The following is a 23,307-nucleotide window of genomic DNA, read 5'->3' as shown; positions in this document are numbered from 1 at the left end:
GCGCCGTTCCCTGCGGGTGCTCGCGACATTGTCTTTTCAGGTCGGAAGGTCCCTTGTCCCCTTCGTCTTGTTCTTGTTCCGTATGAAGCTGACCTCCAGCTCTTCGCCGTTCACACGGACGAGTTGACATCGCCGATAGGCGAGCCCGGTAGACGAAAGCAGAAGAAAGAATTCACTCAGTGTGAGGCCTTCAATCGACGTTGAATTTGGAGTCTCGCATCGCGCTGTGAAACATCTTTAAGGCTACCTGCGGCGCCAGGTGCCGTCGATAGCCATCATGTTTACCGGTAGCGGGTACTCGAAAATGACCCGTCGGCCTTGTTGTTCTTTTTCTCCAGCCATGGATGGTCCGAAACAGATCTTCTCTGTACTTCACCCGATTTCGCGCGTTCGCTATTCCTCGTCATCATCACTCGACCGCGCGATCGCGCGCTGCATCAACCGTGGCGCTTGATCCCGCGTAATACGAGATGGCTCTCGTTCGGAACGATCGCGCCGGATCCTTGACTGCAGTTCCCATATATCGCAAAAGACGTCGGCCTGCCGTCGCAACTCATCGGCGATCATTGACGGTTGAGTAGCGAGGCTGGATACGACGGTAACACGGACGCCGTGACGCTGCACCGCCTCTACCAGCGGACGAAAGTCACCGTTTCCCGAGCATAACACCATTTCGTCGATGCGATCTGCGAGCTCCATCGCGTCAACCGCAATTTCAAGGTCGATGTTGCTTTTGACCTTGCGACGGCCGCTCGCGTCTACGAATTCCTTCGTGGCCTTCGTCACCACGGTAAATCCGTTGTAGTTCAGCCAGTCGAGCAGCGGGCGCACCGACGAGTATTCCTGGCTCTCAATGATCGCGGTGTAATAGCACACGCGCACAAGCGTCCCCCAGCTTTCGAATTCCTTAAGCAGACACTTGTAGTCGATATCGAAGCCAAGCGCTTTTGCGGTTGAGTGAAGATTGGAACCGTCAATGAACACCGCGATCTTGCTGGAGCTGGAAGCCATTAAGATGTGATCTGCGTTCATTCATGTGAGCCTGGAAGGTGCCCGCGGTTGATGGGACGAAACACCGAGCCAGTTGATCTAACATCATCAGGAGAAAGTTGTCGTCAGGCGGTGAATCAAATGCGAAAACCTCTCTCATCTTTTTTAGTACGAAAACGTACACTTGGATGTCCGATTATTCGGAAGGTATCGGGACGTCCAATCTGATGTATGAGGTCCGCAACAGATTACTGCGTCTGCTTCCACCTGATGTACTCAAGAGCGTTCTTTTGCTAGCTAAGGAGGTGCCGCTGGCAAAACGCCAAGTGCTTCATCGCTACGGCGTTCGCATGCAGCACGTCTATTTGATAGAGACTAGCCCAGTGTCGGTCGGTGCGAAGGTGGGGCCGCAAGAGTTCGTCGAGGTGTGGTTGATCGGCTCGGAAGGGCTCGCCGGAATACATTGAGTGGGTAGGAGAGGTTTCGGATCACCCAGGCCGGAATTACCGCTGCGGCGGTGATGTGAGTTGAACCACTGGGTAAACAACGAACTCACCAGCGCTATCTGTATGGTTTCGGGGAGTGGTGGGGGCGGATGATTGGCAGTCCGCGCTCCGTCAAGTGGATGAAGCGTGCGGCCGACATGCTTGCCGTGACAATATTTTCAGTTAAGTAGATCGCGCCGTCGATTATGGGAGCTGCAGCAGCTTTCTCCGCGCCTTTCGTCAAGTGCATGGACAGGTCGCGGGAGAATCTGAGCGTGATGGACAGAACTCTGATTGAAGATGCGCGAGGTGGCAACAGCAGCCGCAGCAGGCAAAACCGCCGCGATGCGATCACATCTGAATTGAGATCGATGATAAATGGTTATCGGATAGATAATCACAGGGCATTTCCCTTTATCCGGCGGCGGCGACACCCTCAAACTTGTTCGCAGAGGCGCGCCATTGCTCACGCCGCCACTCCCACTCGAAGAAGGTCCACAATCAGGAGGCCATAAATGCCAGTAAAGCAGCCGGTTCTCACGCCGCCCGGGGGCGGCAAGACGGTGAAGTTCAGTGCGGGTTCGAGCATCGAGCTGAAAGTGGAGAGCAGCCAGTCCGGAGGCGAATATGGCACTGTCCTGTGGACGCTGCGGGCCGGTGAGGAGCCGCCGCTGCACACCCACACGCGCGAGGACGAGCTGCTCTACGTGGTGCAGGGGAAGCTAATCGCGCGGGTCGGCGATGCCCGCGTCGAGGTGGGGCCGGGCGCCTACGCGGCTCTTCCCCGCGATGTGCCGCATACGGTCGAGGTGGTCGGCGATCAGGCGATCCTGCTGGTCAGCTTCGTGCCGGGTGGGCTGGAGCGCTTCTTGGTCCCCCGGGACGGCGAGAAGCCGGATCCGGCCGCTTTCGGCCTGGCGTTCCCCTAGTGGCGTGGACCGGGACGCGCGGCGTTCGCGATCGAGCGCCTGCGCGGGCCCGGACGCCGGCCGCTCCCGACCGCGCCAGATGATTGATCGCACGCGCTCGCCGATCGGCGGTATCGCACCGCCGTACAGCGGCGTGTCGCGTGATCTGCGGCTAATTTCACGTGGCAGCGCCGGCATGAACTGGAGGTGGAGGTCCAGACGATGCTGTCCTGGGAGCCCGAGCGCATTATCTTCGCGCACGCCCGTTGGCACGACGCAAACGGCGCCGCTGAGCTGCGCAACGCATTTAGGTGGCTTTTGAAGGAGTCACAGTGAAAAACGCATGCGCCACGTGCTCTCGTCGGATGCTGGGCGCATTCCACGATTTCACCCTATGCGAACGACGACAGGCCGACGCACAGCGGGACTCACGGATTGGTTTTGAGGCTCTTCGCAAAATGTTCAACGAACGCGCGCGCCGCGAGTTTCGCTCCGCGTCCGGCCGGGAATATGGCGTTTACGTCGGCGGCGCCCATGTTCCAATCCTTGAGGATCTGCACTAACGCACCCGACTTGAGTTCGGCGCGACAGCCCCAGAGACTGCAGGCCACGATCCCGATTCCGGCGACGCCGCCAGCCACGGCCGCTTCGTTGATGTTCCCCGACAGAGGAGCTTCCACCTTTATGGAAACGGTTCTTCCGTTCTTCTCGAAGCAACAGATGCCATTCGAGCCCGGGACACCAATCAACACGGGATGTCCGGACAGATCGTTCGGCGTTTTCGGGTAGCCAGCCCGTTTCAGGTAGGCCGGCGAGGCGGCGATGAGCAGAGGATTTGACCCGACCCGTCTTAGAGTCGCGGAGGAATCCTCCAACTTTCCGGACCGGATCGCGACGTCGATCGCGCTCCTGATAAGGTCTTGGCGACCATCGTCCATCGCCAAATCGATCCGCAGCGCAGGGTGCTTCGAAATGAAGGCGGGAAGTCGCGGTATGACCTCCCGGATCGCCATGCTAGGCGACAACCCTATCCGGAGCACGCCGCGAAGTACGCCCTTGCCGTGGATGGCTTGGGTCGCTTCTTCCAGAATGGCAAGCGCGGGCTCGACCTTCGCGAGGTAGTCCGCTCCGGCTTCGGTGAGCACAACGGCCCTTGTCGATCTCGCGAAGAGGGCCGCGCCTACCTCGCGTTCGAGCGACGCGATGTGTCGGGACGCCGAAGGTTGCGAAAGTCCGAGATCCTTGCCGGCCCGCGAGAAGCTACCGGTATGTGCGACACGGACGAAGAGTTTTAGAGCAAGGAGGCGATCAGTCATTTCGTCTTTGCGCAGAGATTGGTCATGTTCGAGCTTAGTCCCGGATCCAACTTATGCGGAAACCGAATGAGTGGCGAGCCTCACAAGGCGGTGAGCTTCATGCCTCCCGGTGTATAGCCCGACGCGGGCGATCAGGGCTTGGTTGGCCGAAACGTACGGCGTGCGGTGGGCGAACCGGCTGAAGCCGCCCCAATCCTTGGAGCGGAAAAGACCCCAGCTCTCTCCGGGCGCGGGGTCAAGAGCTGCCGACGCGTCAGTAGCCGCTGGTCATGGCGCGCTATTCCGAACCGGTCGCTGCTTGCTTTGAACCTTTGAGAGCTGCGAAGAATTTGCCGATGAGTGGTAGTCGGAGTTCAAGCCTATTGAAAGAGCACGATGGCGACTAATGACAACAGCACCACCGATTCGGAAGTTAATAGTCTGGCCTCACCTTACGGAATGTCGGGCTGTACCATTGCCGCGATCCCGCGTTCTATCTCGGGCGCAAGTGTGGCCTGTGCGGCGTCAACTTGGAGATCTGCCCAGCGCATGTTTTTATAGCTGAAGCCGGCGGGTAGAGTGGGCTTCACCACCATGAAGTAGGGCGATAGATCGAAGTCGCGCGGCGCATATAGAGACGAATGACGGATCTCGGCGATCTCGCACCGCCCGGAATTGTTCTCCATGTGCGTGATGTTGGGCAGGATCGGGTAACGCACCGCGTCGAATGCCTGCGCAATCAGAGACGAACAGATGATCCGACGCGAATCGCCGGAGCCGAGCGCGATGGTTCGTCGACGCCAACGTTGCGTGAATGGACAAGGGAATAGATAGCGCATGAGGTCGATGACGTTTTTGAAATCGTAGCCGAGACCTATCCGTTCGAATGCGTAGCGGCAGACCTGTTCGCGGTCCGCATCGCTCAGGCCGACTGGCCGGCATATGCGGGTTTGGCAATGCAAATACTTCGACAGAGGCGCGGACACGACCCCTTCGTCGATATTGGCTTCAATCAGGACGTGCGGCTCGCCGCCATTTGTGGCGCCCGATATCGGTCCGACGTACAACGCCGAATGCGACCATGTCGACTGAGTGATATATTTGATGCTGCTGGAAATACGACCTTTGCCCTCGACCAGCAGGACGTCACCGGGTTGAAGAGTGTGGCGTAGGGCGGTCGTTGCATTGTCCGAGGTGAGGGGCTCACACCGATTGGCCGGCTTCTGCAGCCGGGCGATCAAACGTTCGACGTTGTCGAACATCCAGCCCATCACTCTTTCCTTTCTTTTTGGCCGTTCCCGTATGGCAGTTTCGGACGACTGTTCCCTCTTAGCCAAGCCTATTCAGGAAAGACGGACCGGACCATTGCACTGAGGTCCATCTGCGCAATGCATTTGTCTGAAACGACCATACCAAAGGATACGATTTGACCACCCGGGCCGTTCCCAGTGTTGGGAAAGCCGCACTTGGTCCGGTGGCTGCTATCGACGCTGCTCTTCATCGGGCGCACCTGCGAGATCGCGGGGTGGAGCGAGTTGACCAATGAGGGCACTCGACGCCTCTATCGACTTTGCACTGGGGCTAATTTCGAGTTTTGACCTTCGCGTCGTTTCACCTACGTGCAAGGGTCATGTCGCTTCAGTGGATAACAATTGGCAGGCAGAATCGCCTGGCTCCGTCGAGAATGGCTCAAGAACCAGTGCGCATGACCGCGGAAGGTTAAAACCGTTCAAACAGACGTTCGCCTTCCTCAAACCGGAAGCATGTTGATCACTGTACCGAGAACAAAGCACAGCGACCCGATTAGATAAAGCCAGTTCGCTAAATTGCCCATGCGACATCCCGTCGATTGGCCGGCTGGGGTTCTGCAGCCTTGTTCATTTCAGCATCTCTCCTCAGGAGAACGCAGGGGAAGTTTATCCATACGGCGGACACGTCGGCGTATCGGTCCAGGACGCCGTCGCAAAAGCGCTGAGGCGTGGTGCGGGAAGTTTGACGTGTAATATCGGTAGCGGTCTGCTCCATGATATGAATCATACGTTGGATTGCCCCAACTCGAACTGTCGGCGAGATAGCCTCAGTAGGAAGCATCGGGATGACCCCGCTGCGCCCAATAGCGCTGGTCCGTTGTCACGGCCGGTATCGCCACCTTGGTCGAACTGGTATTAACCGGTGCAGCAGACGATTTAGCGAGGGTCTGCAGCAGTGCGAGAGGAATAGCAATTGCCACGCTTCCCACTTGAATCTTCACGGCGGCCCCCTATTCGTGTTGATACTGACTGTCCACCACCGACGAGAATGACCTTCTAGCGCTGCCGAGGGAAATCACGTCCCGCTATAGAGTCGATAAACGATCGTTATTGCCGCCGCAATCCGCAGGTGCGATAGCCAGGAACTCAACTGGCGCCAACCGCAGAGACTCCGTTGCCGCCGTGGACCAATCGACGTTGCGCGTGCCGCTGCATTGACCTAGACCATCTTGGTCATGACGCAGCTGCTACAGTCGACTTGTCGTGCACCATCCTCGCGCACTCAGGTCTGGTAGCGGCACGATCCAAGTCCCCGGCCCGTCATTAGATCCGAGCTGCCCGGCGAGCGCGTTACGTCGCTTTCCGTCTCATTTTTTTGGTACGAAAACGTACAGTCGGATAGCTCGGTTGCTCAGAAAGTATTAGGACGTTGAATCTGATGTACGAAGTGCGCAACAGGTTACTACGTCTGCTCCCACCTGACGAACTCAAGCGCGTTCTGTCGCTCTCGGAAGAGGTGCCGCTTACGAAGCGGCAAGTTCTTCATCGCTACGGCGTTCGCATGCAACACGTCTATTTCATTGAGAGTGGTCTTGTGTCGGTCGGTGCCAAGGTGGGGCCACAAGAGTTCGTTGAGGTGTGGCTGATCGGTTCAGAAGGGCTTGCGGGAATACATTTCGCGTTGACGGCAAAAACGCAGCCAATGCACCGTCGAATTGTGCAGGTGGCCGGCGCGGCTAATCGACTCACGGTGGATCGCTTTCAGGAGGCGATTGCTCGTCTGCCGACTTTCCGCAGCGTGGTGCATGCCTATATCGCTTCCGTGCTTATTCAGACCGCTCAATCAGGGGCATGTAATACGTCCCATCAACTACAGCAGCGCCTTGCGCGATGGCTCCTGATCGCGCGCAATGCCCTGGGATCTGACGAGATCCCTCTCACGCACCAAGTGCTTGCTCAGCTTCTCGGAGTGCGTCGTGCAGGCATTACGGACTGCCTTCTTCAACTCAGGGAGGATGGGCTTATCGAAATGATGCGTGGCTGCCTCGTCGTCCGCGACGCTTTTCGGCTGGCGCAGATCTCCTGCCATTGCTGGAGCTTGATCGAGCGCGAGAACCGGCGACAACTGCTGAATATTGGGACTCCGAACAGCGAATCGCTGGTGCATGGGAACCGGTAATTATCTGCGATGCCACTCCAAAAATGGCTGGTTGCCAAGGTTTGTTGCAGTTGGCTCCCTCGGCTCTTCGATCTGCTCGTTCAAGCGAATCCGTCACGATTGGCCTCGAGGACCCGTCTTCACTTCGCATGCGGAGACGAGACGAGTTAGTCATCCTTCAGTATCTCCAACATTCGGCAGGGCTGGTAGACGAGAGGCACATTTGTGTCCCCTTATGCAGGACTACGCCGTCCGAAGTGGCAAGGCAGGCACGACCCGGCGGTACCTGACCGCACGGGAATTAGGAGCACGGGAATGGAAGAACAAGAAGCTTTGCGTGTGATGCGGGTTCTCATCGACCATGGGTGCGGACCGGATATCGATATCGCAGACGCTATGGCACAGTCGTGGCTCACAGAGGCAGGTCTCAATGATTACGAATCTGAGCGCGGAATTGGGTTTGCCGGCGATCACAGATGGATAGTTCTGAGTGGGTGGGGGAGATTTCGGATCACCCAGGCCGGACTTAGCGCAGCTATGGGACCCATGATCGGTCCGAAGTCAAAACAGAAGTCGATCTAATGTGTCTAATCAGGGCAGCTTGCGCGTGTCTCCCAACTGCGTGGTGCACCCGCGAAGCAACATCTCGATGAACCGGTCGTGGAATGCTGCTAAAGTCTACAGCTGAAGGCTGCCAGCGAAGCTGCGCTCAAAAGAAGGCTCAATAATTCGAAACGGATTAACCGACATCTGTCGGCCAGCGCATAGTAGCCAATCTCGCAGACCTGTGCAGCATGTCGCGCGCCACAGTCGCGCGGCAATTCAAGTGAAATCATGAAGGCTCGTTGAACGCTTTATTGACCGAGATCCGGGCACCCGCCGCAAACGGATGAGCGGAGGGATAGCGTTGCGTGCTGCTCCATCTAGGACCCCCACGAGAACCTTTGGTCTTCAGAAGTGCGCCATCGCTCGTCAGCAACTCCAGATGCGCTACGACAAGCTCCGGCCGCGTCAATGACCTCCGGTGAGGTAACTCCTCTTAAACGTTGCCACAAAACGAACTGGGGCGGATCCTGTATTTTCGAGGCACCGACCCATTGCGACGGAGATGCCGCTATCACCCCTCGACTTTGATGGGGAGTTCAACTGCTGTGCCGCCGAGACAATCCCGAAGGCGTCACAACTGGCTCCTCAGGCGCGTTAAAAACTGAAGTCGTGAGCAGGATAGCGGCGGCGAGGAGCCAGTAGTACTGGGCATCTAGCTGAGCGAACTTTAAGGCAAACGGCACGATAGCAAATACAACGCCGACTGCACGATCGACCCAAAGGTGCAGCCAATAAGGAATGATGCGGACCAACCCGGTGGGATGGTCGGTCATGGCGGCCAAGAGCAGCGCGGCGACACCGACAACAACCGAAAGCCACATGGCGAACGGTCCGCTCTGGCCCAGCTTCAGCACGAACGGCGCCGCGATTAGGACGAACGCGACGGGATAGTCTATCAGATAGGCGTGGAAAGACTTGGTGATGAAGCGAAATGACATCGGTGACTCCTGCGCGGTTGCTGGGGCCGGCCCTTGCGACGAGGAGATTGCCCCCATCCAAGAGGACGATGGGGCCTCCCCACGGCGGCGGACACTGTGCACAACGGTCGCGAGTCCGGTTAGACGCACCGAAAGGTATGCCGGAACGCCAAACATTAGAAATGACGGATCGTTATCGTTTCCATTCCACTCGCGCCTCGCCATGGGCCAGCGAAATGGCGACTGGTCTTGCTCGCGCTTGCTCGTGCGAAAGTACCAGCTGATGCGCTTATCCGTTCCTTCGCGGACTACCTTGATAGGATCGAGTGTCGGGTCGAATAAAAGGGAATTATGAACCTGGATTGGAGATTTCAGATGTTCGCACGTAAGCAAGCGAGCCGGCTCGACGAGTGGCTGGTTTAGGCAAGCGGCACAAACCCGCAGCGCTCTCGACGCTATGGAGGCGGCCCGACCTTATCGATTGTTTCGCGGTCGCTCTAAGCTTTTAACATTTAGGAAGCTCAACTTCCCGGGGCGCTCCGTCCTTCCGAGCCAGCTTCGGCTGAATCAAACAGAGGCGCTTGAGACGAGTGGTGCGGCGGCGTCGCGCCGATCGTAACGCACGGTCGGCGTACGCATTCCGACGATCTCCTCGCCAACTGTTGGATGCACCGCCATGACCGACATGAAGTCTTTCATTGTTGCTCCGCTGCCTATGGCGATCGCGAGCACCTGGATCAACTCGCTGGCCTCGTGAGCGAAGATATGGATCCCGAGGATCCGGTCAGACTCGCTATCCACGATGACCTTCAGAAGAGAGGCCTCGCAATCCCCTGTTACGGCCGCCTTCAATGGGCGGAAGCGGACCTTGTAGACGTCGACTGCGAGGTACTGAGCTCTGGCTTCCAGCTCCGTCAGACCAACAGTGCCGATCTCCGGGCTGGAGAAGACCGCGGTTGGTATATTGGAGTAGTCGACCTGCGAAGGCTTTTTGCCGAACACCGTGTCGGCGAACGCTTGGCCTTCGCGGATAGCGACAGGCGTTAAGTTGAATTGGTTCGACACATCGCCCACAGCGTAAATATTGCCGATGTTCGTGCGCGAGTTAGCGTCTACGATGATTCCGCCCTCCGCCGCAGTCTTGACCCCGGCGCGATCGAGTCCGAGCGAACTCGTGTTCGGAGCGCGCCCGAAGGCGAGCAGTACCTGGTCGGCCACCAGCCTCCCACCCTGTTCGGTCGTAACGTCAATCCTTCCTGCGTCGTCGCCACCGCCGACGTTCCCGTCACGTCTCTTGAGGCGGCAGATGCTGTCGCAAAACATCAGCTTAATGCCACGATTCGTGTAGGACCCGGCCATCGCTTGGCGCACATCCTCGTCAAAGCCGCGGAGGACATTGCTTCCGCGGCAGACGACGGTGACGTCGCTTCCCAACGCGGCGAACAGACCGGCGAACTCCATTGCAATGTATCCGGCGCCCCCAATTACAAGCTTCCTGGGGAATGTCTTCATGTCGAAGACGTCATCCGAGGTGATACCGAGCTCAATGCCCTCGAAGGGAGGCAGTGCGGGGCGTGCGCCTGTTGCGATCAAAATCGTGCGCGCCCGCACGCGACGGCCGTCCTGGAGGAGGCGCACCGTATGCGCGTCGTCGAGCACAGCGCGAGACCTCACGACCTCGACGCCTGCACGTTCTTGGCCGGCGCCATACAGCCCTTCCAGACGTGCAATCTCGCGGTCCTTCGCCGCCACGAGCGACGGCCAGTCGAAGCGAGGAACCGGTAAGTGCCAACCGAATTCTGTAGCCTCGTCGAATGTGCCGCGGAAGCGGCCCGCGTAGACAAACAGCTTCTTCGGCACGCAGCCGCGGATAACGCACGTCCCTCCCAGCCGGTACTCCTCGGCGAGCATCACCTTCGCGCCATACCCGGCTGCAACGCGCGCGGCCCGTACGCCTCCTGAACCGCCGCCGATGACGAACAGGTCGACGTCGAACTCCGGGTCGTGGGGAGGCTTTGAAGCGTCGGCCGCCGGCCTCGACCCGTCTCGTGGACCCTTGCAATCCATTGTATTACTCAAGTCAGGTATCCAGTTCATTCTGTGAGGCCGGTCGAGATGCGTGCGCTGATGCACGCGCGTTAGCAAATGTCCTGTCAGACGGGCAGCTACTCTGGAGCCGAATGGCCCTGAGATCTACCGTACGCGCTGTTACTTCGGACTCCCGGCGTCGCTTTTTGGATTCAGTATCGGCGTCGAGCAGATCTTACGCCACCCGATTGGGCAGACAGAGGCCCGGCAAGCGCGGTCCGACGGCTAACGTGTGTGGCCACAGGGCTTCTGCTTTGTCCAGCCGATCCGGTCACCCGAATTTCGCGAGCTGGCGTTGCTCTCAAGCCCTTCTAGTCACCTCGAACAGGAACCATGTACGACGTTCCGCCTCGTCGATCCAGTTCTCGATCAGGCTAGCTGAAGCTGCATCGCCATGTTCGTCGCAGATATTACGTGTCTGCCGCAGGCGCTGGCTGAGCGCGAGGTTGTCTTCTTTCAGCTCGGCTAGCATGCCGTCAGGTGTGACGAAATCGGCGTCATTGTCCTTGATATGTTTCACTCTGGCGATGTGGCCGATCGAGCGAATTGTTGTGCCCCCGATCTTGCGGGCGCGTTCTGCGATGTCGTCCGTCATCGCGAAAATCTGCGCCGCCTGCTCATCAAGAAGAAGGTGGTAGTCCCTGAAGTGCGGACCTGAAATGTGCCAATGGAAGTTCTTGGTCTTGACGTAAAGCGCGAACACATCTGCCAGAAGCACGGAGAGGGCGGCAGAAATATCTGTGGTGGCATTGGAGCCGAGATTGCTCGGAGTGTGGAGTGGTGCCTCACGGCGCTTTCTCGTGTCCTCTAAACTCATTGTGGTCTCTCCTTCAAGGTGCTGCTGTGTTGTTGTTCGTCGGGGGTGGCTCTGAATAAGAAAGCTTCGCGAGTAGAGACTGCCCAGTTCCAGACGGCGCTTTGACGTTGGCCCGATGTGGTCGGTTCCGCTCCAATGACTATCTACGTCTGCCTACGTCGGCCTGCGCCGGAGCTCCTCAAGACTGTTTGAGATCCTCGACCAGCATCGCCGCGGCATGGCGCGCGAGTGCCTGGGTTGGGGCGTTGGTATTGCCGCTAGTGATGTTCGGCATGATCGAGGCGTCGATTACCCGGAGGCCGTCGACCCCTCGGACCCTGAGCCTCGCGTCAACCACTGCTCGCGCATCCTGCCCCATCCGGCACGTGCCAACCGGGTGAAACATCGTCGTCACTGCACCCTTCACCCATTCGCCGATCTCTGCATCGGATTGGATGTGCGGGCCGGGATCGATCTCCTCCTCGATCACCGGCGCCAACGACTCCTGCGCCATAACCTCGCGGATCGCGCGTACCGATTCCACTGCGGCCCTCAGGTCTTCCTCCTCGCCCATGAAGTTCGGATTGATGAGGGGCATCGACGTCGGGTGGCTGTCGGCCAACCGCACCCAGCCACGGCTCTTGGGCTGAAGCACCACGAGTTCGAAAGTGATGCCGGAACGGTCTCCCGTCGGGCTGACGCCGCCAGTTGCGACGATGGGCACGTGGTAGCATTGGATCGTAGGTTCGGCAGTAAAGTCCGACGGATTCCAGTGGGAAACCGTCTCGATGCCATTGCCCGCCGCCGGGCCATCCTTGGTGACGAAATAGCGCAGGCCCGCCTTCACGCTGCCGAGGCCATGTGCGGCCGCTTGGTAACCCAGATCGCCCTTTACATAGGCGCGGACCGGCACGATCGCATGGTCCTGGAGATTTTCGCCCACCTCCGGAGAATCGACGATAATGGCGACGCCGTGCTGGCGAAGCTGCTCCGGTGGCCCGATGCCCGAGTGCATGAGGATCTTCGGGCTATGGACCGAACCGGCCGACAGCACAACCTCGCCGGCCATGATCATCTCGTCATCCATGAGCTCGACGCCGACGACCCGATTGTTCTCGACGAGGACGCGAACAACGGTCTTGCCGGTCAGAAGAGTGACGCGGCCCGAAACAAGGTGCGGACGGAGATAAGCGTCGACTGCGCTGCACCGCCGCTGGTGTCCGACCGTTGACTGCACCGGCGAGACGCCGATCTGGCTCTCGCCGTTGTAGTCGGGGTTATAGGGAAGCCCATATTCCTGGAAGGCTTTGAGGCAGTATTGGTTCAGCTCGTTGATGCCCTTGGGCTGCTGGATCGACAGACCACCATTGATGCCGTGATATTCGTCGTGGAACGTGTCGTTGCGTTCCTGCGCCATGAAGACGGGAAGCAGGTCTTCGTACGACCATTTGCCGGTATCGCCGACCGCGGCCTGCCAGGCGGCGAAGTCGCGCTTCTGGCCTCGGACATAGGCCATCGCGTTGATCGAGGAACCACCGCCGAGCACCTTGCCTGAGCGATATGCTCGCTTGGTGCCGTGCTGGGGCACTGTCTCGTATTTCCAGACATGCCGATCTTGGGCCAATATTTTGGCAAAGCCGGCAGGAATATGGATGAAAGGATCGCGGTCCGTGTCGCCTGCTTCGATCAGCGCGATCGAAACATCGGTGCGTTCGGCAAGATAACTCGCGACCACACATCCGGCCGCCCCTGCACCAACAACGACGATATCGAAGGCTTCTTGAGACATCAGCGTCTTCTCTCTCTCTCTCTCTCTCTCTCTCTCTCTCTCTCTCTCTCTCTCTCTCTGCGCCAATCTGTATCGTTCAACGCCCCTAGCCGGCGGCGCGCCATCGTAGTGCCTGATCCTGAGATTGATGGGACCTTGCGAGTCCGACAGTGACCTTGCATTGTGGGCGAGGGAAATCACCTCTCGCCATGAAGTCGATAGACGATCGTTATTGTAGCGCGCCGCATACATGATGCCGTAGCCAGGAAAGATGCGAACCTTATCGGACGCAAGACCGACGCTTCTATTCTGCAGCGAGTTATAAGCCGCCTTCAGTTGGCAAACCCGCCTTGAATGGCGTCGCGGCATGCTCGACTGAAGCTGCGAGTTCGTGCGGTCAGCCCCGAGAGATGTTCACAGATGGTGCACGATACCGGCGAGGAGCGCGTGACACTTTGGACATCATGATGCGCGTGAATACCTCCCCGCATTCGCACGATCTAACGAAGTCTTAGACAGATCGGTCATCTTGACGCCGACGCATTCGAAGATCACTTGGAGACGAGCACACTTTTGAGCGAGAAACTCCCGCTCACTGCTTTGGCGCTGAACGGAGCATTCACTAACTTGAGGACCCGCGATCTCATCAAGAAGAGGTGGGTACCGAACTGCGTTCACAGATGAACGACCAACTTACAGCGCTGAAGCTGTTCGCTCGCGCAGCTCGCGTGGGGAGCTTTTCGGGGGCAGGTCGTGAAGTCGATTTCTCTCAGCCCTCCGCATCACGCCTTATTGCCGCCTTGGAGGTCGAAGTCGGGGCGATTCTCTTTAGCCGAACACCCGGGCGATCACGCTGGCCGACGCTGGAGCAACCTACTTAATGCGTGTAGAGGCGATCCTGGCCGAGCTTGAGGAGCCCGACCACGAGGCTCGCGGCACCGGAGAACTGCGAGGGGTGTTTCGCATCGGAACCTCGTCGAGCTAGGTCACTCCTAGGTTGTCGAAGCGAAGGCCGGGCTGGGGATCGTCGCCTCAAGCCTCATCGGTGCGGAGGCCGAGTTGGAAAGTGGGGCGCTCGTTCGTATTCTCGCCGAGGGCTGCCTCCGCATCTGACGAATGATATCGGTCTGAGAAAATCAACACTCCTATGCACTAAGAGTCGCCTTCATCATAAGCAGTGGACATTATTGACACTAGTTGATCCTTGCGCGCCGCGTCGATGGCATCAAATCCATAACCAAAGGTCATTGGTTCATCGAGTTTCGTCGCAATAGCTTCGCTCGTATGCAAAGAATGCGGAAGATGACGGCCCACCATACCAGGCGGGGGAACGGCGGGCCGGCGAGAACCAGATCCGCCGACCGCGTCCTATCAGACCCGCCGGGGGCAAGCTGAGAAACTCACATTGCCCCCAAATGAGATGTCGAACAGCCCTCATCGCAGCAACATTGCCGGAACGACTATGACCAATGGAATCCCAATGACTAACGCCGTCATCGACTGTATCTTGAGCCGAAGCGCGGCTAAGTATTACGACCCCGCCGCCACTTTGAGCGACGAAGAAATCCGTGAGCTGGTGCGGATCGGCACCACTGCGCCGACATCCTTCCATTTGCAGAATTGGCGCTTCATCGCTGTGCGCACGCCGGAAGCCAAAGCGCGTCTGAGTCCGATCGCTTGGAGTCAACCGGCGATCACCGAGGCGGCCGTTACCTTCATCGTCTGCGGCCAACTGGCCGACTCCGGCGTAATACCTGATCGTCTGGCACCTCTGGTGAAAGCCGGCATCATGCCTGCGGAGATGGTGCCAGAATGGGAGATCCCCGCACGCGATCTGTACATGGAGTACCCGCAGCGCCAGCGCGACGAAGCAGTACGCACCGGCACCTTCGGCGCGGCGGCGATGATTTATGCGGCCCGTTCGCTTGGGCTGGGTTCGACGCCGATGATCGGTTTCGATGCTGAGGCAGTGCACCGCGAGTTCGGGCTGAGTAAGGACGAAGTACCGGTCATGCTGTTGTCCGTCGGGCCGGAGCGCCCGGGAAATTGGCCGCAGAAGCCGCGCCGCCCGGTGAGCGACGTGCTGGAACTCGTGTGATATGAATTTCGGAGACTAGTGCCAAGAACTGCAGTTCTAAAGCTGGAACAGGTACCTGCCGATTGCAAACAGACCCTCGACGCGTTTGCCAAGACCATCGGGTTCACCCCAAACATGATGGCGACCTTCGCCCAAAGGCCGATCGCGTTTAACGCCTGGGGATTCCCTGCTCGGGGCCTTGAGCAAGGCGCTCGACGTGAAGACACGGGACAGCATCGGCCTCGCGGTCTCTGAAGTGAAGGGCTGCAACTACTGCCCTAGCCGTTCATAGCTTTACGGCCGAGCATATGGCCAAGCTTCCGGCCGATGAAATAGCTCTCGCTCGGAAGGGGCACGCCATTGATCCGAAGCGGGACGCTGCCGTCCAGTTTGCGCGCAAGGTCATTGAGACACGAGGCCCCTGTCAGTGATGCCGAGCTGAAAGCGGTCCGCGACGCCGGCTATATGGACCGAATGATGGGAGGGTGTGTCGGTTGCAAGCCACCGACCAAAATGATCGCGCAGGGCCAAGGCTGTTCCCTCACCATCCTTGGCATTAGATGGCTCTGTACGCACTTGACGCCTCGTCAGTCGTGTCAAGGCGGGTAGGGCCTCCTAAGGAACGACGCCGGGTGAAGCCAACGCCCCATTCAGGACCTCGCTGGCAACAAGTCGTCGGAGATCAACAAAGCGGGGGGTAAGCATCGAGAGGCTGGTCGAAGCCTAATCCACGATCCACTTTGCTCGGGCTCCAGGACGAAGCAATGTCAGGGGTGGATGGCCTCGCCGCCCTTGGCCTCTGAGAAATACTGAGGCGCCTCGCGACGGTCGTACTTTCCGTAGTCGCGTACAATCCGTACTCTCCGAACCCTTGCGCTGTCATCCAGCACGGAAGTGTCTTCGTACGCCTGCGCTGCAGCCGCGTTCTTCCAAGACATTAGCAGAATCAGATCGCCGGGCGTGAAAGCATCGAAGATATCCCAGGACGTGCTTTCGGCGGCCCATGGATTCAGGCCTAGCCGCTCGGCGCATTCGTAGGCGTTGTTGGTCCGCTTCGATTCCGCGGGGCGAGTCGCGTTAATCAGAGTGACCGTCGTTCCCTCGCCGACTTCGGTCTCATCGAGCCTTTGCTCGGAGAGGGCGTACCCCGGCGGCACTTGATTGTCAGCAGTGATCTGGCCGATGCGCAGGTGGTAGTCAGCAAGGATTTTGTCGCGGCCCTCCTGCTGAACCTCATGATGGGATCTGCAGGTGCGCCAGCGCACGAGCGACTTCTCATCCCGCCAGTTCGAGAGTGAAAGGATCCAGCCCTCGCGGGTCAGGCTACGGTAACGGACGTTGTCGACGAAGCCATCGACCAGCTCAAGCTCGGGACGCAGTATCTTAACGTTGTGGAGATAATCATTCCAGTTCTCTCTATTGGGCAGCGTCTCGAAAATCACTGAAAACATGTCGTATCGCGCTCCTTCGGTGCCGCCGCGTAATCGATCTCGATGTCGAGTGCCCCGGCCATGAACGCACTCGCAATTCTAGCTGTCCTAAGCTGTACGCCCTCGATCACACCCTGACGACCGCGCCCACCGCGATCGCGTTATTGATGAAGAGTCCACCTCAAAGCGATGTTTCGATACTCGCGTCAACACTTTTGGCGATTATCGAGAGTTCCGCTCGGGCTACTCGTCGAGAAGGAAGAGCTGCTCCGACACGGTCCTCGACACCAGCGCCGGCGCACGTCTTGCAGACGATCTATGGCAGACGTCAACCACGCCCCACCGGCCTCCACAGCGTGCCGGCCTATGGCTGAAGACGCCAATGCGGACTGGAAATCATCTTCCCAACCACTCACAATTTCGCTTCGTCGTAAGAAGCAGATGTTTCTACTCGTACCACACCTTTGACTTCTCGCACGCTGCATCGATGGCATCGATTCCATATCTACAGGTCATTGGACCACCGAGTTTCACATCGTATTTTCGATCCTCTGCGAAAATATTGGATCATGATGACATACCACACTCGAAGAGGTGGACGATGAAAGCGATTATAGTGACCGACCAGGCCGCGGGAACGACCGGAATGAAGCTGGGAGAGCGGTCCCAGCCGCAGGCCGCGATAAACGACGTTGTCGTTGAGGTTCATGCGTCAGGATTCGTTGGGACTGAGCTGGCGTGGCCCTCGACCTGGACTGATCGTAGCGACCGCGACCGGACGCCGTCGGTCCCCGGGCACGAGTTGGCCGGAGTGGTCACCGCCGTCGGCTATGGCACGACAGGGCTGTCGCTCGGGCAGCGAGTGTTCGGCCTCGCCGACTGGTACCGCGACGGTACCTTGGCGGAGTACGTCGCGGTCGAGGCACGCAATCTCGCGCCGCTGCCGGGCGACGTGGACTTCACGGTTGGCGCGAGCTTGCCGATCTCGGGCCTGACTGCATGGCAGGGACTGTTCGATCACGGTCGCCTCAGGGCGGGCCAGAGCGTCCTTGCGCACGGCGCCGCTGGCGCAGTCGGTTCGATGGTGACCCAGCTCGCACGCGAGGCCGGTGCCTACGTCATCGGAACCGGACGCGCCGCGGATCGTCAGAAAGCGCTCGACTTCGGCGCGCAAGAGTTCGTCGACCTTGAGAACGACGCCTTGGAAGACGTCGGCGACGTCGATCTGGTATTCGATCTTATTGGCGGCGACATCGGAAAACGGTCCGCGCGGCTGGTTAGACCCGGAGGGACGCTGGTGTCCATTGTCGGGCCAAGCGAGACACGGCCCGCCAACGTCTTGACAATCGACTTTGTTGTCGAGTCCGATCGCGCCCAACTAAGTGAGATCGTCCAGCGGGTGCGAGACGGACGGCTGCGGACGAACATCGGTATCGTCTCGCCGCTCCACGAGGCTGTGGCCGCCTTTAACCAGACCGAGCGGATCAACGGGAAGAAAATCATCCGCGTTCGTCCGTGAACGGCACGCGCCTATCGATGCACGTGGCCAAACGGCATTGCCCAGTTCAGGCTGCCTTCTTCGATGAAGTGAAAGCACGTGGGTGCCGTTCGGCCGCGCTGCGCGGATTGGCTTTCTTGCGTCGGTCGAACGGATCGGGCCGAGGTCGCATGCCCTTGAGCTTATAGCGCCGACGGAATGAGAAACGACATTCGCGAACCGGAATGGGACGTTGGTAGTGGGAGTCGGAAGATTGTCTCATCGAAAGCGACCAATAGTTTCCGCGCGAGCCGATCAATGCGCAAGGTCTTAGACAGAGCAAGTCAACCAGCCAATGCCATGACAGGCTCTCGCGGATTACTGTGCGCTCATTGTCGATCGCGGAACTAAAATGTGGTATGGTGTTACGTCAAGCCGTCCGGGGTGCAGCTGCGGCCCTTAGTGGCTGCGCCGCGATCTGGAAAGGAGCGATTGTAGTGCTGAAAATCCGTCCTCACTTCCCTGGCGTCTACTGCGGCCAATCGGGGATCCAAGAACATGCTCCGACTTACATACTGTCGGTAACCACCGACATTAGTCTTGATGGGATGCCGCCCAGTCAAATGGCGGTCCTCCAGCCGTTCCGAACGGAATTCACCGCTTGATCAGTCCGGTAGTCCAGAAAGTCGCTATCGACAACTACTTGATCACCAGCCAACCGCCAACTGCGTAAGCGTTGTAAGCAACGTCCCGATGAAGCGAACAGCTCGGTGTCGGGCAAGGCGCCGCCGCGCAGGATGTAGGCGCTAGCTATCTCGGCCGACCCACGCCGCCTTCTTCTTTGATTGAGGACATATAAATCGTATCGATTGTAGTCTCGACGGCTACGATCTATTCAGCAACGATCGGCTTAACGTACCTATTTTGGGCAAACCTGCATGCCGCGTTAGAATCGAATCGATCGACACCTGATAGCCGGCGTGTCGAGATCGGCCACCAATACAGTGCCGACTTCGACCGCGCGGAGAACTGAGGTCGTCAGCAAGACCGCAACCGCGAGAATCCAGCAGCACCAGACGTAAGGCCCGCCAAAATGGGCGGTAGACGGGGCAGTGATGGAAATCGCGTCCAATGCGCTATCCACCCACAGATGCAGCCAGGAACGAATGATCCGGACGATCCCCGTCGCGTAGTCCACGAAAGCCGGCGGCAGCAGCGCCGTGGCGCGGGTCACCGCGGAAAACCAGAGCGCGACAGGACTGTTCTTGCCAAAGTTTATCCGGAGCGGCGCGACCATCAAGACGATGGCTACAGGATAGTCGATTAGGTAGGTGTAGATAGACTTTGTGGCGTTGCAAAATGGCATAACGCAACTCCTGCTTGCTGGGCTGCTCGATCGAGTTATTGGGACATCGAGAGTAGAGGCGGTGCCCCCAGACCAAGCGTTGTGATTGGGCGACCCGTGCTGCCACCAAGTATCGATGAGGTGCATGAGGACAGTATTCGTGTCCGCCCGCCGTTAGAAATGCAGTATCGTTATCGTTTTCATTCTCTCCGGCGGTGGTGCGTCTACAGCTTTCAGACGCAAACGGTCTGCGGGCGCTGGCAGATGGACGGCCGCGGTGATCTCCATTGCGTCGCGCGTACGGGTGTAGATTGCCACCGGCGCCATACAGACATGCGCTGCGGCATGAACTCGCTGGTCTTACTGGTGCAGGAAGCCTTCAGGCGAGACCGGCACTTATGTGTCGGACGAGATTATGTGGCGGAGGCGCCCTAACGCCAGCCAGGGCCAGCCACGGCTGGATTCCTCCGCCACATAATAATCAGATGTTGGCCAGCAGCTGCAGGATGGTGTCGTTCGGCCGGAAGCGCGCGCTGCGGTCGCCTGAGACGCCCGCCTTCTCGAGGCCCCGGCGCATCATCTCAACATCCGCAGCGGCGTATCGGTGGGTTGTGGCGACCTGAGCATGGCCAAGCCAGGCCTGGATCGTCAGGAGGTCCACGCCTGACCGGAGAAGCTTCATGGCGAGGGAATGCCGGAAGATGTGCGGCGATATCGGCTTGCTCTCCAAGCTTGGCCTCGTGGACCCGGCCTGGGAAGCGGCACGCCGCACGATGTGTGTCGCGCCGAAACGCGTCAGGCGCTCGTTGTGGACCCCGACGAAGATCGGCCGCGGTTCATGATTGGCGAGGCCGCGTTCGCTCAATAGGTCCGTCAGCGATCGCACCAGATCCTTAGGAATGGGAACGACGCGATCTCGGCGTCCCTTGCCGTGAAGCAGCACCTGCGGGCGTCCTCGCTCCAACTGAAGGTCGTTCGCATTGACGCCGGTCGCTTCGGACACGCGAGCGCCGGTTCTCGCCAAGAAGAGCAGAAAGGCCCGGTCGCGCCGGCCGCGGGGCGTCGTCTGATCAGGGGCTGCGATGATGGCCTCCACCTCGGCGTTGGTGAGATGATGCGTCACCTCGATGTGGGTCCGTTTCGTGGGGATCGTCAGAACCCGTTGGGCGACGCCGAACGAGGCGGGATCGGCGGCAGCGACGTGATGGAAGAAGGATCGGATCGCGGCTAGTCGGGCGTTGCGCGTTGCGATGGAATTGTTCCGCTTCTCCTCAAGCTCATCGAGAAAGGCGAGAACGAGGTCCCGATCGAGATCTTCAAGGGCCAGCGCCGCTGGCTTCTTCCGCAAACGGGCAGCGGCAAAGAGGATCAGCATGCGCAAGGCGTCGCGATAGCTGGCCAGGGTCGCGGAGGTCGCGTTGCGTTGCTTGGTCAACCGGCACCGGAAGTACGACTCCAGGAGCGGCGCCAGAAGGAGGTGTTCGCTCATGCGGCGCCTCCGTCGAGGAAGGCGCGTTCAGCCGCGATGGCGAGAAGATCCGACGAACCGGTGAGGTAGTAGGCCGTGTCGCTGTAGCTGGCGTGTCCGAGATAGGTGGCGAGTAAGGGTAGCAGCGCTTGGACGTCTGCGCGCTGTTGGTGCCACAGCCTGAGCCTGGTCACCGCGAACCGGTGCCGGAGATCGTGCGGTCGCAGAGGCTTGCCATTGTCAAGACCCGCGAGCTTGCGGGCCTTAGCGAAGTTGCTTTGCAGGCCGGTCGCCGACAGACGGCAGCCTCGCGAGCTGAGGAAGAAGGCCTCGCCTTTGGGCCTGGGAAACACGGTGTCGCGCTCACGGGCGTATCGACGAAGGGCTGCCTGGGTTGTTGGGTGAACAGGAATCAGGCGGTCTTTACGGAACTTGGTTTTACGGACGAGGACGACCCCGTTGATCAGATCGACGTCGCCGCGATCAAGGCTGACCACTTCGCCCGATCGTAATCCCGTGCTGGCCAACAATCCGATTAGCGTCGCCATCGTGCGGCCCCTGTGAGGGTTCCCTGGCGAAATGAAGCTGCATGCGTCGATAAGCGACGTCAGCTCAGCCTCACTTAGGATGCGCGGCGGCGGAATCGCCCTGGACCGCGGGAAAGCTTTGCGCTCCAAGACCTCGGTCTGGGGGTCGTAGACGACGAGGTACTCGTAGAATCGGCGGAGCACGCCGTGACGGACCGCGCGGCTGTCGGCGGCGCCACCGAACGACAGGACGAAGTCCAGCGCCATCGTCCGGGTGGCGGGCGCACCCAGCTGAGATCGCTCGACGTAGCGAACGAAAGCCCGCAGCGTGCCCGCTTGCTTGTTGAAGGCGTAGCCGAGCGAGCGGCGCAGCTCGATGTAACGCTCGACCTTGTCGCCGAGGAATGCGGCGAAGGCGGTCATGCGGCGCCTCCCGGAAAGGGGAGCGCGACCTCAGCGAGCTGTGAGGCTGCGACCTTCACGTACAGCGCCGTTGTGTTGATGCTTCGGTGCCCTAGAAGATCGGCGACCTCGTTGATCGGCCTTCGACGCCCGACGAGCTGGGTGGCCAAACTGTGGCGCAGGAGATGCGCGCCTGCGACGCGACCGAGCTCGATCCCGCCATGCCGCAACCGCTTCCGCACGATCCTCGAAACAGGCGACGCGGATTTGAACGGCCCCACGGGCGGCGTGAAGGACAGGAATAGATATGGACTATCGACGTTCGGTCGAGCCCGCAGGATGTAGTCGGCGAGCGCGGCGCCGGCTCCTCGATGAGCGGGGCCACTCGGTCACGCTTGCCCTTGGTGCGCCGGACAAAAACCTCGCCAGCTCGCCAGTCGATATCCCGGAGCTGAAGAGCGCGTAGCTCGCCGTTGCGAATGCCTGTGGTGGCGAGCAACAACAGGACAGCTCGATCGCGAAGGTCGATCGGCGTCGCCTTGCCGATCGCATCGATGGCGCGGCGAACATCATCCCACGAAAGCCGGGGCGGTAAATGGGCCAGTCGCCAATATGGCGTTCTTGGAACGACGGGAGCCAAATCCTGCTCGTGGTGGCCACCCCAATGCAGAAAGCGGAGAAACGTTCGGATGTGAGAGATCGCCGCCGTGCGAGTGCCGGAGGTCGCCGAGAGCGATAGCCGATACTCGACAGCGGCAAGGACATGCTCTGCCGTCAACGCCTCGAGGTCTTGGCCAGGATGGCGATGGCGGAGCCAATCCAGAAAGCGCCGTGCGCCCAAGAGAACGCCATCGCGGGACCTTGGCTCAAGGCCTCGTACCCTGCTCAGATAGTCAGAAAAGGAGCGCAAAAGCGGAGCGTCCGAATCATCGACTACAATGGGCGTCGAGGCAATGAATCGTTCGGGCGCCACCCGTCGAGCGTGTTGGGGCGCAGACACTGCCGCAATCCGCGGTGACTCCGTGGTGAATGTGCATAGATAGCTATCGACGATAGCTTCGCCGATCGGCCGTGAACCGCAATGCGCTGCAGCAAAACGGCCGAACCGTGCGATCCGGCTCAGATAAAGCTTAGCGGATGCTTTCTTGTAACCGAGCGAGAGAAAGTGCCCCGCGATGCGATCCATCTCGGCGCCGAGCGCCCCGTCACGAAGGCGTTTAAGCACCCCACGGTACGAAAAATAGAACTCGAGCATTATGCCCCTCCGGCGTTACGGCGCAGGGGGATCCCGCGTCCGCACGAGGGGCACAAAATATTATG

Annotated in this window: 17 protein-coding genes and 3 pseudogenes; 7 read left to right on the top strand and 13 right to left on the bottom strand. The window is 59.4% G+C overall.

Annotated elements, in window-relative coordinates; genetic code table 11:
• Positions 1-36: 36 nt before the first annotated feature.
• Together XH85_RS47000 and XH85_RS34365 are read right to left on the bottom strand one after the other, a co-directional pair.
• Positions 37-342, bottom strand: a pseudogene (locus tag XH85_RS47000) (hypothetical protein).
• Between the two features lie 51 nt (positions 343-393).
• A complete protein-coding gene (locus XH85_RS34365) occupies positions 394-1,011 on the bottom strand; it encodes a LabA-like NYN domain-containing protein (protein ID WP_128937527.1) in 618 nt (205 codons plus the stop codon).
• A gap of 167 nt (positions 1,012-1,178) precedes the next feature.
• On the opposite strand from XH85_RS34365, the gene XH85_RS34360 reads away from it, so the two are divergent.
• Positions 1,179-1,457: a hypothetical protein gene (locus XH85_RS34360; RefSeq protein WP_128935433.1), complete on the top strand. Its 279-nt coding sequence runs from the start codon at positions 1,179-1,181 to the stop codon at positions 1,455-1,457.
• 533 nt (positions 1,458-1,990) lie between these two features.
• Positions 1,991-2,404 carry a cupin domain-containing protein gene (locus tag XH85_RS34355; protein ID WP_128935432.1) on the top strand — a complete coding sequence of 138 codons (414 nt, stop codon included), beginning with the start codon at positions 1,991-1,993 and terminating at the stop codon, positions 2,402-2,404.
• Between the two features lie 407 nt (positions 2,405-2,811).
• Here XH85_RS34355 and XH85_RS34350 read toward each other — a convergent pair whose 3' ends face one another.
• A complete protein-coding gene (locus XH85_RS34350) occupies positions 2,812-3,699 on the bottom strand; it encodes a LysR family transcriptional regulator (protein WP_128935431.1) in 888 nt (295 codons plus the stop codon).
• Between the two features lie 431 nt (positions 3,700-4,130).
• Complete coding sequence (locus tag XH85_RS34345) at positions 4,131-4,949, bottom strand: YiiX/YebB-like N1pC/P60 family cysteine hydrolase (protein ID WP_128935430.1); 819 nt, start codon at positions 4,947-4,949, stop codon at positions 4,131-4,133.
• A 1,417-nt stretch (positions 4,950-6,366) separates the two neighbouring features.
• Between XH85_RS34345 and XH85_RS34340 the strand changes: the two genes are divergently transcribed.
• Positions 6,367-7,107, top strand: coding sequence for a Crp/Fnr family transcriptional regulator (locus XH85_RS34340; RefSeq protein ID WP_128935429.1), 741 nt, complete (start codon positions 6,367-6,369; stop codon positions 7,105-7,107).
• Between the two features lie 1,121 nt (positions 7,108-8,228).
• Here XH85_RS34340 and XH85_RS34335 read toward each other — a convergent pair.
• From XH85_RS34335 to XH85_RS34320, 4 genes are all read right to left on the bottom strand, one after another.
• Complete coding sequence (locus XH85_RS34335; protein WP_128935428.1) at positions 8,229-8,630, bottom strand: SPW repeat domain-containing protein; 402 nt, start codon at positions 8,628-8,630, stop codon at positions 8,229-8,231.
• Between the two features lie 546 nt (positions 8,631-9,176).
• A complete protein-coding gene (gene gorA / locus XH85_RS34330; RefSeq protein ID WP_128937526.1) occupies positions 9,177-10,676 on the bottom strand; it encodes a glutathione-disulfide reductase in 1,500 nt (499 codons plus the stop codon).
• 322 nt (positions 10,677-10,998) lie between these two features.
• Positions 10,999-11,514 carry a Dps family protein gene (locus tag XH85_RS34325; protein WP_128935427.1) on the bottom strand — a complete coding sequence of 172 codons (516 nt, stop codon included), beginning with the start codon at positions 11,512-11,514 and terminating at the stop codon, positions 10,999-11,001.
• 178 nt (positions 11,515-11,692) lie between these two features.
• Positions 11,693-13,630 carry a GMC family oxidoreductase gene (locus tag XH85_RS34320; RefSeq protein WP_245473824.1) on the bottom strand — a complete coding sequence of 646 codons (1,938 nt, stop codon included), beginning with the start codon at positions 13,628-13,630 and terminating at the stop codon, positions 11,693-11,695.
• 311 nt (positions 13,631-13,941) lie between these two features.
• On the opposite strand from XH85_RS34320, the gene XH85_RS48150 reads away from it, so the two are divergent.
• The 3 genes and pseudogenes from XH85_RS48150 to XH85_RS34305 all read left to right on the top strand — a co-directional run.
• Positions 13,942-14,142 (top strand): helix-turn-helix domain-containing protein, encoded by a 201-nt coding sequence (locus XH85_RS48150; protein ID WP_208758069.1) that lies wholly within the window; start codon positions 13,942-13,944, stop codon positions 14,140-14,142.
• A 599-nt stretch (positions 14,143-14,741) separates the two neighbouring features.
• The gene (locus XH85_RS34310) at positions 14,742-15,359 is read left to right on the top strand and encodes a nitroreductase family protein (RefSeq protein WP_208758068.1); all 618 of its coding nucleotides are present in this window, start codon (positions 14,742-14,744) and stop codon (positions 15,357-15,359) included.
• Positions 15,360-15,377: 18 nt separating this feature from the next.
• Positions 15,378-15,809 (top strand): annotated as a pseudogene (locus XH85_RS34305) (carboxymuconolactone decarboxylase family protein); the annotation flags it as partial.
• Positions 15,810-16,105: 296 nt separating this feature from the next.
• On the opposite strand, the gene XH85_RS34300 reads toward XH85_RS34305, so the two are convergent.
• Positions 16,106-16,789, bottom strand: a complete 684-nt coding sequence (locus XH85_RS34300) for an antibiotic biosynthesis monooxygenase family protein (protein ID WP_128935425.1) — start codon at positions 16,787-16,789, stop codon at positions 16,106-16,108.
• 580 nt (positions 16,790-17,369) lie between these two features.
• Between XH85_RS34300 and XH85_RS34295 the strand changes: the two genes are divergently transcribed.
• Positions 17,370-18,287: an NADP-dependent oxidoreductase gene (locus XH85_RS34295; protein WP_128935424.1), complete on the top strand. Its 918-nt coding sequence runs from the start codon at positions 17,370-17,372 to the stop codon at positions 18,285-18,287.
• A 904-nt stretch (positions 18,288-19,191) separates the two neighbouring features.
• On the opposite strand, the gene XH85_RS34290 is transcribed toward XH85_RS34295, so the two are convergent.
• The 4 genes and pseudogenes from XH85_RS34290 to XH85_RS45970 form a co-directional block, all read right to left on the bottom strand.
• On the bottom strand, positions 19,192-19,611 hold the full coding sequence (locus XH85_RS34290; RefSeq protein ID WP_208758067.1) for a hypothetical protein: 420 nt from the start codon (positions 19,609-19,611) through the stop codon (positions 19,192-19,194).
• A 460-nt stretch (positions 19,612-20,071) separates the two neighbouring features.
• Entirely contained in the window at positions 20,072-21,079 is a 1,008-nt protein-coding gene (locus tag XH85_RS34285) for a tyrosine-type recombinase/integrase (RefSeq protein ID WP_128935423.1), read from the bottom strand.
• On the bottom strand, positions 21,076-22,008 hold the full coding sequence (locus tag XH85_RS34280) for a tyrosine-type recombinase/integrase (protein WP_128935422.1): 933 nt from the start codon (positions 22,006-22,008) through the stop codon (positions 21,076-21,078). Before XH85_RS34280 ends, XH85_RS34285 begins: the two co-directional genes overlap by 4 nt.
• Positions 22,005-23,173: pseudogene (locus XH85_RS45970) on the bottom strand (tyrosine-type recombinase/integrase). Before XH85_RS45970 ends, XH85_RS34280 begins: the two are co-directional and overlap by 4 nt.
• Positions 23,174-23,307: the final 134 nt, after the last annotated feature.

It is taken from the genome of Bradyrhizobium zhanjiangense (assembly GCF_004114935.1).
GTDB classification, from domain to species: Bacteria; Pseudomonadota; Alphaproteobacteria; order Rhizobiales; family Xanthobacteraceae; genus Bradyrhizobium; species Bradyrhizobium zhanjiangense.
This window is presented reverse-complemented; position numbering and strand designations above follow the sequence as displayed.